11 protein-coding genes and 1 pseudogene are annotated in these 15,348 nt (G+C 41.6%); 2 read left to right on the top strand and 10 right to left on the bottom strand.

Annotated elements, in window-relative coordinates:
* Nucleotides 1-72 precede the first annotated feature (72 nt).
* Together HXT56_RS02215 and HXT56_RS02210 are read right to left on the bottom strand one after the other, a co-directional pair.
* Nucleotides 73-1,362, bottom strand: coding sequence for a uracil-xanthine permease family protein (locus HXT56_RS02215; RefSeq protein WP_250309362.1), 1,290 nt, complete (start codon nt 1,360-1,362; stop codon nt 73-75).
* Between the two features lie 303 nt (nt 1,363-1,665).
* The gene (locus HXT56_RS02210) at nt 1,666-2,031 is read right to left on the bottom strand and encodes a DUF488 domain-containing protein (protein WP_421778332.1); all 366 of its coding nucleotides are present in this window, start codon (nt 2,029-2,031) and stop codon (nt 1,666-1,668) included.
* Nucleotides 2,032-2,252: 221 nt separating this feature from the next.
* Between HXT56_RS02210 and HXT56_RS02205 the strand changes: the two genes are divergently transcribed.
* On the top strand, nt 2,253-3,314 hold the full coding sequence (locus tag HXT56_RS02205; RefSeq protein WP_421778331.1) for a YeiH family protein: 1,062 nt from the start codon (nt 2,253-2,255) through the stop codon (nt 3,312-3,314).
* A gap of 164 nt (nt 3,315-3,478) precedes the next feature.
* Here the strand turns inward: HXT56_RS02205 and HXT56_RS02200 are convergent, their stop codons facing one another.
* From HXT56_RS02200 to HXT56_RS02185, 4 genes are all read right to left on the bottom strand, one after another.
* Nucleotides 3,479-4,381: a L,D-transpeptidase gene (locus HXT56_RS02200; protein WP_421778330.1), complete on the bottom strand. Its 903-nt coding sequence runs from the start codon at nt 4,379-4,381 to the stop codon at nt 3,479-3,481.
* Between the two features lie 160 nt (nt 4,382-4,541).
* Nucleotides 4,542-5,630, bottom strand: coding sequence for a redox-regulated ATPase YchF (gene ychF / locus HXT56_RS02195; protein ID WP_421778329.1), 1,089 nt, complete (start codon nt 5,628-5,630; stop codon nt 4,542-4,544).
* Between the two features lie 68 nt (nt 5,631-5,698).
* Nucleotides 5,699-6,502, bottom strand: a complete 804-nt coding sequence (gene proC, locus HXT56_RS02190; protein ID WP_421778328.1) for a pyrroline-5-carboxylate reductase — start codon at nt 6,500-6,502, stop codon at nt 5,699-5,701.
* A 121-nt stretch (nt 6,503-6,623) separates the two neighbouring features.
* Nucleotides 6,624-8,006 (bottom strand): alpha/beta fold hydrolase, encoded by a 1,383-nt coding sequence (locus HXT56_RS02185; RefSeq protein ID WP_250309361.1) that lies wholly within the window; start codon nt 8,004-8,006, stop codon nt 6,624-6,626.
* A gap of 118 nt (nt 8,007-8,124) precedes the next feature.
* On the opposite strand from HXT56_RS02185, the pseudogene HXT56_RS02180 reads away from it, so the two are divergent.
* A pseudogene (locus HXT56_RS02180) lies at nt 8,125-9,075 on the top strand (histidine kinase dimerization/phosphoacceptor domain-containing protein); the annotation flags it as partial.
* On the opposite strand, the gene HXT56_RS02175 reads toward HXT56_RS02180, so the two are convergent.
* The 4 genes from HXT56_RS02175 to HXT56_RS02160 all read right to left on the bottom strand — a co-directional run bounded on the left by HXT56_RS02175 (nt 9,039) and on the right by HXT56_RS02160 (nt 15,150).
* Entirely contained in the window at nt 9,039-9,638 is a 600-nt protein-coding gene (locus HXT56_RS02175) for a hypothetical protein (RefSeq protein ID WP_421778530.1), read from the bottom strand. The pseudogene HXT56_RS02180 and the gene HXT56_RS02175 overlap by 37 nt on opposite strands.
* 383 nt (nt 9,639-10,021) lie before the next feature.
* Complete coding sequence (locus tag HXT56_RS02170) at nt 10,022-12,715, bottom strand: ABC transporter permease (RefSeq protein ID WP_421778327.1); 2,694 nt, start codon at nt 12,713-12,715, stop codon at nt 10,022-10,024.
* Between the two features lie 17 nt (nt 12,716-12,732).
* Nucleotides 12,733-13,572 carry an ABC transporter ATP-binding protein gene (locus tag HXT56_RS02165; RefSeq protein WP_421778326.1) on the bottom strand — a complete coding sequence of 280 codons (840 nt, stop codon included), beginning with the start codon at nt 13,570-13,572 and terminating at the stop codon, nt 12,733-12,735.
* A gap of 255 nt (nt 13,573-13,827) precedes the next feature.
* Complete coding sequence (locus HXT56_RS02160; RefSeq protein ID WP_116711629.1) at nt 13,828-15,150, bottom strand: O-acetylhomoserine aminocarboxypropyltransferase/cysteine synthase family protein; 1,323 nt, start codon at nt 15,148-15,150, stop codon at nt 13,828-13,830.
* Nucleotides 15,151-15,348: the final 198 nt, after the last annotated feature.

The following is a 15,348-nucleotide window of genomic DNA, read 5'->3' as shown; positions in this document are numbered from 1 at the left end:
TTACAAAAAAGCGCGCCCGCAAAGTTAATGCGAACGCGCTTAAATCGGATTATATTAAATCAGATTGTACAGTTAAGCAACATCTGGATCGTCTTTAGCAATTGTGCCGGTAAGCTTACCAATAGCCTTCATAACGTGATACACAACCAACACCACAACAGTGCCGATAGCGATACCGTTGAACTGAATACCAGAAATAGCGAACTGGAAGTTAGCGATACCAATAATCATCACGATTGCGGCAATCATAATGTTCACTGGCTTATCGAAGTTCACCTTGTTCTCTACCCAAATGCGCACACCAATCATGCCAATCATACCGTAAAGCAAAGTGGTAACGCCGCCCAAAACGCCAGCTGGAATAGAATTCACAACAGCACCGAACTTAGGGCAAAGGCTCAAGATGAACGCAAACGCAGCTGCACACCAGTAAGCTGCGGTTGAGTAAACCTTTGTTGCAGCCATAACACCAATGTTTTCACCGTAGGTAGTAGTACCACAACCGCCGAAGCATCCAGCAATAGCAGTACCTAAGCCGTCAGCAAACAGCGCAGTACCAATCTTAGAATCGTAATCTCGACCGGTCATCTGAGCCACAGACTTTACGTGGCCGACGTTTTCTGCAATAAGCACAAGCACAACCGGCAAGAACATAAGCAGCACAGAGAAATCAACTTGTGGAGTGTGGAACTTAGGGAAGCCAATCCAAGAAGCCTTCTCAATCTGGCTAAAATCTACTTGTCCATTAAAGCAAGCGTAAGCGTAGCCAACGAGCACGCCAAGAAGAATATTCAAACGTCCAAGAAGACCACGGAATACTACTGCAATCAACATAACAGCAACAAGAGTTACGAGTGCTGTGTCTGGAGCTTTTTGGAAGTTGCTCCACACAGCTGGGCCCAAGTTAAAACCAATAATTGCAACGATTGCACCGTTAACAACAGGAGGCATAATAACGTCGATCCACTTTGCTCCTGCAAAATGAACAAGAATACCAATAAGAGCAAGAAGCAAACCGGTGCACATGATGCCAAAGCTTGCAACTGCAATACCCTTATGAGCGGCTGTTACAGCCATAACAGGGGCTATAAGACCAAAAGAGCTTCCCAGATAACTAGGAAGCTTATTCGCGTTAATCAATAAGAACAGTGCTGTGGAAAGAGCAGTGAACATCAAAGTGGTTGATGGATCAAAGCCAGTAAGAATAGGCACCAAGAATGTGGCACCAAACATTGCAATAACATGCTGAGCACCAATACCAGCAGTACGAGTCCAGGTTAAACGCTCATCTGGCTCCACAACCTCACCCGGTTTTAATGTTTTACCATCGCCGTGAAGCTGCCATGTAAACAACGAATTCATTTCTTCTCCTTGTAAAAACAAGCTATACAAAATGTTTGGTAAACAAGTGATCGCTTAAAAAAAAAACAAGCACTCGTCGAGCGCTGGGATGGCAGCTTCTGGGAGGTCTCCATTGCACCACCGACCCATAGCCAATGGGACATTCTAATGGGACAATGCTCATGTGTCGAGCATACGAAGAAAAAAGTAAATTTTGTCAAATTTTTTGTTGATATATCAAGAAAAAACGGTGTGTCGAAAAGAACTCAATAAGTACCAACCGAAGTTTATACCTACTCACTTATGTTTAAGAAAGGACTAAGATCAGGCAAGTAAGTTTTGCAAATATTCTTGCAAAACTAACGCGTGATTCACTTTTGGATCTTTAGCAGCATACAACAAAGTAACTGTTGAGTATTTAGTAAACAAAGCAGTAAGCATATCGACAGCTTCACGGTTTGCGTCGAGTTCTTCAGTATAGCGGTGCGCAAATTCTTCAAAACGTTCGGGATCGTGATTAAACCATTTTCGCAATTGAGTGCTCGGTGCTATATCTTTGCACCACTGATCAACCTGAGCGCGCTCTTTACTCACTCCTCTAGGCCACAGTCTATCCACTAAGACTCGAAAGCCATCATGCTCATCAGCCGTTTCATAAATTCGCTTAATCTTCACCGTATATTTACTCAACACTGCCACCTTTTCCGTACTACATATCTATGATGACATTGTATTTTCAAAATGCAATATCAAATGCACCACTCTTAAAGAGAGATAATGGTGCGTTATGTTCATTTTTGTAATTTTAACGTTCGGCGTGTCGCGCGATTTTTCAACAAAATTATACAAATTCCACCAAAATTTCGATTTTTTGTTAACTTTTGTCCGATTATGAGAGAATACTTGGCTAAATGGTTACTTTCTTTGATACATGGAAAAAGAAAATCTGCACCACCAACATGGCACTTATCGCCGTGTTGACACTCCTAGCTTCCTTCATCGGTAGCTGGCTTAAGCAATACCCAGGGCTCAAGTTACTGGGCGCACTCATTATTGCATTGCTTATCGGCATGGCTCTGCAGCTGCCTTTGCATTTCTACAAAAAGGACAACACCGCTAGACGAGCAGGCGTTAAAAGTTCCGCTGGCCTAATTGCCAACAAGCTTCTTCGTCTCGGTATTATTCTCCTTGGTTTTAAGCTGAATTTGCACGATTTGTTTACCAAAGGCATTAAGTGCTTACCTATTGCAGCTGTGTTAGTTGCAGTAATGGTTTGCGTAACTTACAACATTGCTAAACTTTTGAAGGTAAACCCTCAGCTTGCAATGCTTACTGCAGGCGGCACAAGTATTTGTGGCGCTGCAGCAGTTATGGGTCTTTCTGGCTCAATGCCAGTTCTCCCAGAAGAAGAAGACGAAAAAGAACAGAACGAAGTTATGGCCGTTGCAACAGTTGCAATTATGGGCACAATTTACGCTCTTGCTGAAATCTTCATTCTTCCTCACCTCGGCATGACTAAGCAGCAGCTTGGCCTTACAGCAGGCGCTTCACTACATGAAATTGCACACGCTGTAGCAGCAGGCGGCGCCTTCGGAAGCATTGACGTAGCAACTATTATGAAACTCGCACGCGTGCTTATGCTCGTGCCAGCATCCATTTTCATTGCAATTTGGTGGAACGCTCGCCACAGCAAAGTAGAAAATAGTGAAAAACGTAGCATCAGCTTCCCATGGTTTATGCTCGGCTTTATTGCAGCATCCGTTATTGGAACGTACGTTCCTTTCGTAACTGCGTACGCTAATGTTTTAGTTGACGCAGGATACGTTTTCCTTGGAATGGCAATGGCCGCTCTTGGAATTAACGTAAACTTCCGCGTTATTTTTAAGCAAGGTCGTGCGGCATTTTTAGCAAGCTTCCTTGCTTCTATCTTGCTAGTTGTTTTGGCTTGCGTAGCAGCTGTTTTGTTCTTCTAACGACATATAACGACACATAACAGCACGTAATGGAAAACTGCTTGTTTACGAAAAGCAAATAAACAGTCGCATATATGCAAAAAGAGGGTCTTCGCGAAGGCCCTCTTTTTTATATTCAGCAATTATTGCAAAACAATATTGCGTTACTCAAACCTATTAATTAACTATCCAATATGAACAGCAGATCCCGAAGGAATATTTTGATAGAACCAACGCGCATCTGAAACGCTTAACCTCACACAGCCATGAGAAGCAGGCGTGCCAAGTTTTGCTCCCTCAGACGGAATATAAGAACCAAAATTGTAACCGGTTGGAACCGTATGGAACAAATAAACTCCGCCAATAAAACCAACCCAGTAATCCGCACCCACACCTTCTTGAGCATTAAAGAAGTGAGCACCACGCATACCAATTCTGTAATCACCGCGAGGCGTGGAATCGTTAAGACCTGAGCTCATAATCATCGTGTACACAGTTTCACCATTAGCAATAATATGTACACGCTGCTCTGCTAAATTCACTTGTATTTGTAATTGAGAAGCAGGAATTCCAGAAATATTAGGATACGCACCTCCCGTAGGATTCATCCAATAAGCCGATTCAGTAGCAGGAGCTTCAGTGCGAGGTTGTGCAGAAGTATTTGTTTGGGAAGGTTTACGTTCTTGTTGAGTTTTACTTGCTAAATCAGCATTATTTGTTTGCGAATCTTTATTTTGCTGAGGTTTATTAGCGGCATCAGTTTTTCCGCTATTTTTTTCGTCTTTTTGCTGAGGTTTATTCTCACTACTATTTTTACTATTGTTATTATTTTTACTATTCTTACTATGAGAATCTACTTTTTTTATATTCTTCTTAGCTTTTTCTTGAGTAGAAGCTGTAAGCTGCTTTGAATCCTGCTTACTACCCACTTGAGAAGACGAATCATTAAAAAGAAAACCAAGCAGAACGGCAACAATACTAACCACAATGGCAATAACTATCACTTTCGCCACAGGAGAAGAACGCTTCCACCACTTACCAAAGTATGCAATAGCATGCGACAACCCGTTTATAATGCCATTAAGCATAAATCCATCCCACTATCTCTATAGATTAATCAAACAATCTAAAAAAGCGTTATTGTCAGAATTATATCAGTAAATTACCGACAAAAATTACCGACAACAACGCTACCAGCGCAACAAAGGATTTTTTCTTCAAATATTACGCAATAAATTGAAAGTTTATTCACACATTGAACTTAAATTCAACAATGTCGCCATCTTGCATCACGTAGTCGCGACCTTCAAGGCGAAGCTTGCCCTCTTCCTTAATTTTTGCCATAGAACCATTAGCAGCCACAAAATCATCATAAGATACGATTTCTGCTTTAATAAATCCACGTTCAAAATCAGTGTGAATTACGCCAGCAGCTTGAGGAGCAGTCCAACCTTTATGAATCTGCCAAGCATGAACTTCCTTAACACCAGCGGTTAAATAGGTTTGAAGACCTAAAATATCGAATCCCACACGCGCAAGCTGATCCAAACCAGATTCCTTCAAACCAGCATCCTCAAGCATTTCACGAGCGTCAGCTTCGTCAAGCTCTGTAAGCTCGGACTCAAACTGAGCGTTCAAGAAGATTGCTTTTGCAGGTGCCACAGAAGCAGAAAGTTTAGACTTTAAATCTTCGTCAGCAAGCTCAGAATCATCTACGTTAAACACGTAAATAAACGGCTTAGCAGTAAGCAAGTGCAAATCGTACACGTCGTTCTTATCAATAAGCTTTTCGTTATGCGCTTGGTCAATCGTTTTACCAGAAGCAAGAATTTCCTTAGCTTTGTTTACAGCGTCTACGTATTCCTGCGTAACTTTCTTGCCACGCAAATCCTTTTCCAACTTTGGAAGAGCATTTTCAATAGTTTGCATATCGGCAAGAATAAGCTCAGTATTAATAGTGTCAATATCGTCGGCAGGATCAACTTTACCATTCACATGCACAATATCGTCGTCATTAAACGCGCGCACAACTTCGCAAATAGCATCTGCTTCGCGAATATTAGCAAGGAATTTATTGCCCAAACCTTCGCCCTCGGAAGCACCCTTAACAATGCCTGCAATATCAACGAAAGTAACCGTTGCTGGAACAATCTTTTCGGTATTAACTAATTTAGCTAAAACTGGAAGACGATGATCCGGAAGCGGAACAATACCAGTATTTGGTTCAATAGTTGCGAACGGATAATTTTCCGCCAAAACGTTATTGCGAGTTAAAGCATTAAACATAGTGGACTTGCCCACATTTGGCAATCCAACAATTCCGATAGTTAAAGACATATTCACCTAGTTTAGACCAGCGTCGGGAACGAGCGACACAACTTACTTAGACACAACTTACTTATATGTTATTTATTTTCAATAGCATCAATCGCAGAAATAACATCACCCCTAAAGCCGCGAGATTCTAGCTCAGCAACACCTCGAATAGTGGTTCCACCAGGAGAACACACTGCATCCTTCATAGCTCCAGGATGAGTGCGCTCATCCATATATAATGCACCTACTCCCTCAATCATTTTTGCAGCCAAACGATAAGCGCAATCGCGTTGCAAACCGTACTTCACACCAGCATCTCCAAGCGCTTCTACATACATTGCGGTAAAAGCAGGAGCGCAGCTAGAAATGCACATTGCAATATTCATATTTTCGCCAGCCACACGCTCTACTAAAGAAATCGGTTCAAATAAAGCATGAAACACAGCAAGCTGAGCGTCAGTTAAAGTGTGATCAGACTCAGCTAAAGTCACACCCTGACATACTGCAATAGGAGTATTCGGAATAATGCATTGAATATGAGCATCGTTGCCAAGCAATTTTTGGTAACGCTCCAACGTCCAACCTGCTGCTACAGAAATAACAGCAGTACCCCGTTCGTTAAGAAGAGCAGCAAGAGGCTTAAGCACATCAGCAACCTGATGAGGTTTTACAGCAACAATAATCACATCACTCACTTCGCACACTTCTTGAGCAGTGCGCATAGCACGCAAACCAAGAAGCGAAGTATTACGCTCAAGCTTGTCAAAATTATGAGCGCAAGCAACCATACTATTACCCTCTAGTACGCCAGCACGCACCACGCCTTGAGCAATGGCCTGCGCCATATTACCGTAACCTATAAAACCAACAGTTCCCAATATTTGAGTACTCATATGTAATCCCCTCGCTTATTAACAATAAATAGAACACTATTTAATACGCAAACAGATGTATAGCATACCAAATAGTGCTCTACTACTCACAGCTTGTTATCCACAAGAATAAATTTTGCGTTTAACGCTTATACATTGCTTCTAAGTCTCCGCGATGCAATGCTTCGTCAAATAGATGACGGAACACAATATCACCATGCAAACCGTCATGCTCAAACTCGTTCGTAGTCCAATAGTGCGAGTTGGCAATACGAGAAAGTGTATCCAACTGAAGACCAGAATCCACGTACATATCGTCAAAATACACTGCCGACTGCAACGGGACTTCATTATTAGCAAGCTGATCTTGATCGTAAATCTTGCCAAATTGCCTATCTTTCATCAAGCAGTCAACCGCTGGAAGGAACGGTTGCAAAGTCTGCTCTTGATCATACATCCACGGAAACATTGCTTCACCCGTAAACAAAAGCGGACGAGCAGAACCAGAAAATTCAGGCATTGTTTCCCTAACCTGCTGAGCAGCCCACAAAATTGGATGCTCTAATTCGCCGTCAGCATAAATAAACTCTTGCAACGGCCAGTACAGCGGGCTTGAAGCAGTAGCATCCATTACACCGTAAACAAACTCGTCGCTTAAACTACCAGCAACAGAACCGCCAGCGTGCTTGAAAGCTTTAAGCGAGCCGTCGCCGTCAGAAAAAGCGGAATCAAGAAGCCAGTGCACTCGCTCAAAACTTGGTTTCATACCAAAGGAAGAGCCTAACATTTGGAATCGTTCAACCGTAAGTTTTTCGCCATTTGGCAAGAAAACATCACCCTGCGTGATACGATCCGCAATCGCTGCAGCGCGAGCCACATCCTGCGGATAACGCTCATAGAATTGCTCTGTTTTTCGAGCCATACGCGGGAACGTGTGTTCGTAAACTTCACGAGCATTCGCCGGAACATGAGGAATACCGCCGGTTGTGAAGCTTGCAATTAAACCTTGCGGGAACAGTGACAAATATGTAAGCGTAAGGAAACCGCCGTAGCTTTGCCCTAAAGACACCCATGGCTTCGCACCAAACTCAGTAAGTCGCAAATGCTCAAAATCGCGAATAATTGAATCAGCTAAGAAACGCTTCAAATACCACGCTTGACGCTCAACACTGACACCGTCATCCAACATACGCTTCATGGTTGAAGCATCTACCCTCGAAGAACGCCCAACACCACGCTGATCTGGCAAGACTACGCGAAAATGCTTAATAGCCTCTTGAATCCAACCATCACTAGAAGGCGAAAGTGGTCGCGGACACTGCCCACCAGGTCCTCCTTGCAAGAACACAAGCAACGGCAAATCGTCATGCACATGCTCAGGAGCACAAACAACTCTACAGAACAGTCGAATCGTTTCGCCTTTAATAGCTCCACCAGGAGTGTTGTCTTCCCAATCAAGTGGAACATCAATCGCTCGTTCTTCAATATGCAATCCAGGAACATAGTAGCTTGTAAGTAATGCCATCTTTATACTGCCTTTCTGTACTCGCGTGCTACATTGCAACTACCAATTACACACTCTATTTATAAATCATACTCAAGTTCGATTGTTCTATAAAGTACTATGCACTAGCCTAGTAAATATGAAAATATCTCGCACGTTTAACAGTTGCATACAACGCTTACGAAAAGAGCTCACATTAAACGACATATTATGGGGTATTATTCCACTTATTCTTTTTATACTTTCAAGCGATCGCTACGTTATAAGCAACGTTGATGGCTTTTTGACTCAAGGTTCGCTTATTACAGTAACGCTTATCAATATTGTTGTTGCATTACTACTTTCAGTCCGAAAACTATGGCCTGAACAATCGGCTACTATTTTTATTGTTATTTGCATTGTGCAAGTAGCATTTGGCCCTACTCAACTTTTCGCTGATTTCTTTGGTTTCGTGCTACTTGTTAATGCTATTGCACGCGGAAATACGGAGCATTCAAAAGCTTTTGTTATTGCAGCTTACGTAACAACCGTATTATCTTGCGCATTAATATCGTGGAATGTTGTAATGGGACCAATATATGGCAATAATCATTCGAAATCTAGTTATACTTGCAGTGTACGAAATATAGATAGCAGCAATATAAAAAATTGCGTTTCAAATATACTTAATTTTGCAATTCCTTCAATAATTTTTGCGATTATTACTACCACTATTACGGTTATTATTGGCTACTGGCAGCGCACTCACGTGCATACTATTCAACTTTTACAAGATTACAATAATTCTATTCGCACATACCGCAAAAAAGCTCAGCATATTGCTGTTACTGCAGAACGCGCAAGAATTGCCAGAGATATGCACGATATTGTTGCTCACACGCTTTCTATTATTATTGTGCAAGCAGATGGTGGTCGTTATGCAGCAACCAAAGATATTTCGCTTGCTAAAAAAACAATGCATATTATTAAAAACGAAGCCGAGCGAGCCGTTCACGATATGCGCCGACTTCTAGAAGCTTTAACAGACGCTCCATCGGGTCAATTGGACTTCAATCACGTGCCTTCTCTTATTGAGAATGTTTCAATTTCAGTCTCATATTGCTTTTCTTTGCTTTTTAGTGATCCTAATGCTTCTTCTAACGATACAATTTTTTCATCTGCACGTAATTTATCACTTGACAACTGTTCAAGCTCTTTATTGATTCGATTATATTCAGCTTCAAGTGATCCTTTATTCTCAGTTAATCTATTTAATCCTTCGGTACTTTTTGTCTGCTGTTCTTTAAGAGAGTTAATTTTTTGTTGAATTTCATTCGCTTCACTGCCGTGTCCTGGAATTGCGTCCCATTCCTTTTGCAGAAGTTGTATTCGATTGTCTAAGTCGGTAATTTTATTCTTAAGTTCGCTAGAATTAATATTCGCTTCTTTTATCTGAGCTTCGTAATCATTGACCTGAGATTTTAGCTTATCAACTTGCTCTTCAGACTGGCGCACATCATCCGCAGTAGGCGCTTTTACAGTCGCCTCTGCCGCTGGTCGCATATTAGTTTGAACATCATTAGCCGCTTCTTGCGCCCACGCTGGCATTGGGCTTTGCATTAACAATAAGATTCCTGCAATCGCTGCGGCAGATTTTTTCTTGACCGTTACCATATATATTTTCTCCTTGCTCGTAGCGGCCTTCACGTCTAACTTATGTCAGCAGTTAACAAGAGCATAACAAAGGAATAAATACATTTTCAACGCAATTTATTCGGAATATTTCCGGCAAAACTTGTTATTATGAATAATAATCGTATTATTTATTCCATTTCTTAATTAAAAAATAAGACTTAAATACATAATATTCATTTAATTAAATAATTATACGTAAAAATTTTCTAAAAGTAATAACGATAATACAAATTTTTTTCTGCGTGTCAAAAAGGCTTAAGAAAAAGATAGTGCCGGCACGTAAAATTTACACACCGGCATTATCTTTATTTTCTGCAACTTAACTTCTACAGACTATCTTTCACATATAGTTTTTGCGAAATTTAGTCCTCCGCGAGCGCAACTACTGGCGAAGACTTCACTGCTCTACGAGCTGGAAGCACACTGGAAAGAAGAGCTGCAAGCAAAGCGATTAGAGCAAGAACCGCGTAAATAGTCCAATCAACTACAAACGGAACTTTGCCAATTACGCTAAACACCATGTAGGATCCAATCCACCCAAACACTGTTCCAACAATCAAGCCCGAAACAGTGCTTGTTAAGGAAATCAATGTTGCTTCCAACGCAAGTGACCTTCTAACCTGTCCTCTTGTCATGCCGATTGCGCGCAAAGTTGCAGATTCTTTAGTTCGCTCAATAACAGACAAGCTTAATGTGTTTGCAACACCTATCAAAGCAATCACAACAGCTACTGCTATTAAGCCAACAAGCACCATCATCATTGCGTCGATAGCACTCTCCCACTTTGCCCGCTCAAACACGCTTCCAGTAGACATAACCTCCGCATAGCTAGATGTAACATTTTGAATGTTTTTAGCAATATCTACAAGATTAGCTTTGCTAGAATCTACCGAAATAAGCAGCATATGCGTTGTAGGCTTAAGGTAGTTATTGAAGTAGGATTTGCTCACAAAAGCAGTATTATTTGAATACACACCAACATTTCGATACGTCTTAAACTGAACTTGCTTTACAGTAATGCTCTTATCGTTATTACTAGAGTCTGTATTCATGCCAGTAAATGGCGTAATATTGTTACTGTCTGTTTCACCAGAACTGTACTTTTCTACGTAAGCTTGTAGACTAAGGTTTCCTTTTTTAAGCTCAAAAGGCTCTCCACCTTCTTCATTAAACTTAGGCAAAAGCACAGAATCTTTGGTTATATTGACGCCATCAAGATCAGTGTGCATTACATTTCGAAGTTGATCTGCATTATCAACTCCAGCTGCCATAGCGTACTCAGTTTTGCCCTTAGCGTTCTTAAAAGTCATAGGAACTGCAGGAAGCAACTCAGTATGCTTTATTCCACTAATCTTTGAAATATCGGCAGCTAAAGACTCATCAACATTCTTGCCTTGAATAATAATGTCAACACTGTAACGGTCATCAACAACACCTTTAAGAGTTGCTTTACCGCAGATTGCGCCAGTTACTACCGTTGAAACAAGCGTTACGCCAATAAGCAAAGCCGTTCCAGTTGCAGCAACTCTTCTAGGGTTTCGTTGCACGTTTGCGTTGGCAACTTTAGATGCAGGCCCACAAAGTGCCATGATTGCGCCAGTTGCCTTCATAGCAAACGGCATCCAGAATGTTGCTGTAATAATAATTCCAATAAACACAAGCGCGCATCCAAAAACTGCCACAAGCAAAGTTCTCCAAGAGTCAGCACCAGCATTAGGCGACTGCTGAGCAATCATGCTTGCCAAAGAAGTAGCACTTAAAGCCGTAAATAAAATACCTACAACAATAAATAGAACGCCAAAAACAGAGCGAAGAATGCTTGCACGTTTATCTTTAATCAAATCCATTGGTCGCAACGCTTCCATAGGCGTTACTTTTGTAGCAGATCGCGCAGCACCCATAGATGCAAGAACTGTTACAATCGCGCCAATTACTATTGGCCACACAATCGCTGGAAGTGAAACAATCAAAGGAATCTTAGACAATGGTCCAGAATTAATATTCAAGTTACTAATTGCGCCCATAAATCCGATTGCGCAAAGCACACCAACAGCCGCATAAATAACTCCAAGTATTGCAGCTTCAAGCAAAACTGCCGCATAAAGCTGGTGCGATTGTGCGCCAATTACTCGCAAAAGCGCAAGAGTACGTCTGCGTTGAGCAACCAGCACCTGGAATGTGTTTGCTATAACAAGCGAAGAAATAAGCAACGCTAGAACACCAAAAGATAGCAAGAACATAGTCACAAAATTAGTGCCGTTGGACACATTTCGAACAGCTCTTACACCAACTTCGTGCCTAGACATAAGAGAAAATTGCTCTGGAAGTAAAGCGCTAATCTTAGGAGATAAATCGTTTATTTTAGATTCATCAATGCTCATGTACACTTTGCTTTGCACAACTTGATCATCAAAATTCTTAAGATTGTTGAGTTTTGCACAAAAATCGTTCGTTACGCCGCCAAGATATATGCCACGATTTGAAAATGATATTTGAGAATGTTCTCCATCTTCAACAAGACCAACCACACGAACATCGTACGATTTTTCTTTATTTCCGCCAGTGTCATCTACTTTAACCAAAGTTATAGTATCACCAATATTTGCATGTATGGATTTAGCAATACTTTTAATAAGCGTAATTTCGCCTATTTCTTGCGGATCTCTACCTTCTGTTGATTTATACACAGGAAGATTTCCATACAAACCACTAGACCAAGCAATGCTCGTAACTGATTTATCACCTTTTTCTACTCTTACAAGCGCAGTCGCATCGTCACTACGAATGCCATTAACACCAGGCATCTTCGATATTTTGTCTAAATGAAGGTCTTTATAATGAATTCCACTATTCGGAGAATTGTTAGAGCTTTTAGATGAGATTGCATAATTTGCGCTATGGAATTCTTCCGTTGCATTGCGAACCATCAAGTCGTCAACACTGTTTACAAAAAGCAAAGTAGCGCTCATAAACATGCTGCCTATAAGAATTGCAATTCCAGAGGCGATTAGCATGCGCACGCTTTTACGCATAAGTTTTAGCGCGATTTTCCACATTCTAACTTCACCACCTTTTATTGCAATTGTGCAGGCTGATTATTAATACCAGCTTCGCTACGCTCCATAAGCATCTTGCTCATGCCTTCTGCAGTAGGATTTTGCACGTCTTCAACAATTTGACCATCTGCAAACACAATTGCTCGATCCGCGTAAGAGGCTGCAACAGCATCATGCGTAACCATAATCACGGTTTGACCAAGCTCCGTTACAGACTTCTTCAAAAAATGCAAAACTTCTGAGCTGGAAGCAGAGTCAAGATTTCCAGTAGGCTCGTCTGCAAAAACTACGGAAGGCTTAGAGATTAAAGCTCGAGCAATTGCAACGCGTTGGCGCTGACCGCCAGAAAGCTCAGCAGGCCTATGCTTTAAACGATCTTGCAAGCCAAGAGTATTAACCAAAGTATTAAACCATTGCTTATCTGGCTTTTTACCTGCCAAAGTAAGAGGCATAAGAATATTTTGCTCAGCACTAAACATTGGAAGAAGATTAAAACTTTGGAAAATGAACCCAACCATTTCGCGGCGCATAAGCGTAAGCTGCTTATCGCTCATTCCTGTAATATCTAATCCATCAACCAAAACTTTTCCAGAATTAACGCTGTCAAGACCAGCCAAAGAATGCATTAAAGTTGACTTTCCAGAACCAGAAGGACCCATAATTGCAGTAAACTTACCACGCTCGAAGCTAACGCTAACGTCTCGCAAAGCGTGAACAATGCCTGCACCCTTGCCAAAATCTTTAACAACATGCAAAGCTGCGACCGCTGTTTCACCAATCAAGTTTTGGTTAAAATCTTCTTTGAAATCTAAGCCATCGTCGCCATCGTATGAGCTTGTTTGGTACGGACTGTTCATTCCTGCTCCTTTTCTTAAAAAATAGTGATCGCATAGTTATCTATTGCTAATACTTAAATTTACGGGAAAAGACTGCTGGATACTATCGTACGTAAGGCGGAAATTATTGAGAAAAAATTAGTATTTCATCCTAAAGTATGATGCGCAAATTTAAAGAATATACACAAAAAATCGGAGCGCATACAAATACGAATGCGCTCCGAATAAAATGGTAATGGATCTTCAGGAATATTTTTCTTACAATTATCAGACTATTTAAGCAAGCCCCGCCTTACGAACTGCGTCAAATCCACGCTGCAAATCAGCAAGAATATCGTCAATATGTTCAGTTCCAATAGACAAACGAATAGTGCCTTCATGAATGCCTTGATCTTCCAATTCCTCAGGAGTTTCCTGAGAGTGCGTAGTAGATGCAGGATGAATAACCAATGACTTCACGTCAGCAACATTTGCAAGCAGTGAGAAAAGCTGCAAATTGTCAATAAATACGCGAGCAGCATCCCTTCCACCTTTAATATCAAACGTAAAAATAGAGCCTCCGCCATTCGGGAAGTAACGCTTATAAAGCTCGTGATCAGAACGACCTTCAATAGAAGGATGACTTATCGACTCAACTTCTGGCACAGTTTGCAAATATTGAACAACTTTCAACGCATTCTCAACGTGACGCTCAACACGCAAGCTCAAGGTTTCCGTGCCTTGCAAAAGCAAGAACGCAGCGAACGGGCTAATGCAAGCACCAGTATCGCGCAAAATAATCGCACGAATACGCGTCACAAAAGCCACAGAACCGAGAGCATCATAGAAATTCAAACCATGATAGCTAGGGTCAGCTTCCGTAAGAGTTGGGAATTTTCCAGGAACTTTAGCCCAATCAAAATTGCCGCCTTCAACAATAATTCCGCCAAGAGTTGTGCCGTGTCCGCCAATAAACTTCGTAGCAGACTCAACTACAATATCTGCACCATGCTCAAGCGGACGGAACAAGTATGCAGTTGCGAAAGTATTGTCAACAAAAACAGGAAGATTGTGACGGTGTGCAATCTCTGAAATAGCCTCAAAATCAGGCAAGTCGGCATTAGGATTACCAAAAGTTTCAAAGTACACGAGCTTCGTATTCGGCTGAATAGCATCCTCGAAGTTCTGAGGATTCTTAGGATCCACAAAAGTAGTTGTTACACCATCTCGAGGAAGAGTATGACGAAGCAGGTTATAAGTGCCACCATACACATTCTTTGAAGAAACAATATGATCGCCCTGCTGCGTGATGTTACGGATAGCATAATCTACGGCGGCCGCGCCAGAAGCCACAGCCAAAGCCGCAGTACCACCTTCAAGAGCCGCAATTCTGCGCTCAAAAACATCCTGAGTAGAATTCGTCAAACGGCCATAAATATTTCCAGCGTCGCGCAAATCAAAACGAGCAGCGGCATGATCAAAATCGTGGAACACGTAGCTCGTCGTTTGATAAATCGGCACTGCGCGAGAATCAGTTGCCGGATCCGCCTGCTCTTGGCCAACGTGCAACTGCAAAGTTTCAAAATGATACTTTCCTTGCGTTTCTTCAGTAGCGCTCATAATACCCCTCCAATGTGGCGACTGTGTTTTACAAAGCAGAACAGTTCGAATCCAATTAAGCTCGCACCAAATTAAGTTCGCACTCAATTAAACTCGCACTCAATTAAGCTCGTTTATTTTTCAACATTCTGCTTATGCGTTTAATTTCAGTGATAACGACAATATGACAGTTAGCAACGTTCGTACATAGCCGCGGTT

Source organism: Gardnerella nova (genome assembly GCF_049244055.1).
GTDB lineage: Bacteria > Actinomycetota > Actinomycetes > Actinomycetales > Bifidobacteriaceae > Bifidobacterium > Bifidobacterium vaginale_H.
This window is presented reverse-complemented; position numbering and strand designations above follow the sequence as displayed.

Coding starts and splice junctions, on each gene's coding strand:
- ychF (WP_421778329.1), bottom strand. CDS start 5,630: ATGTCTTTAACTATCGGAATTGTTGGATTGCCAAATGTGGGCAAGTCC.
- HXT56_RS02170 (WP_421778327.1), bottom strand. CDS start 12,715: ATGTGGAAAATCGCGCTAAAACTTATGCGTAAAAGCGTGCGCATGCTA.
- HXT56_RS02215 (WP_250309362.1), bottom strand. CDS start 1,362: ATGAATTCGTTGTTTACATGGCAGCTTCACGGCGATGGTAAAACATTA.
- HXT56_RS02205 (WP_421778331.1), top strand. CDS start 2,253: ATGGTTACTTTCTTTGATACATGGAAAAAGAAAATCTGCACCACCAAC.
- proC (WP_421778328.1), bottom strand. CDS start 6,502: ATGAGTACTCAAATATTGGGAACTGTTGGTTTTATAGGTTACGGTAAT.
- HXT56_RS02165 (WP_421778326.1), bottom strand. CDS start 13,572: ATGAACAGTCCGTACCAAACAAGCTCATACGATGGCGACGATGGCTTA.
- HXT56_RS02175 (WP_421778530.1), bottom strand. CDS start 9,638: ATGGTAACGGTCAAGAAAAAATCTGCCGCAGCGATTGCAGGAATCTTA.
- HXT56_RS02200 (WP_421778330.1), bottom strand. CDS start 4,381: ATGCTTAATGGCATTATAAACGGGTTGTCGCATGCTATTGCATACTTT.
- HXT56_RS02160 (WP_116711629.1), bottom strand. CDS start 15,150: ATGAGCGCTACTGAAGAAACGCAAGGAAAGTATCATTTTGAAACTTTG.
- HXT56_RS02185 (WP_250309361.1), bottom strand. CDS start 8,006: ATGGCATTACTTACAAGCTACTATGTTCCTGGATTGCATATTGAAGAA.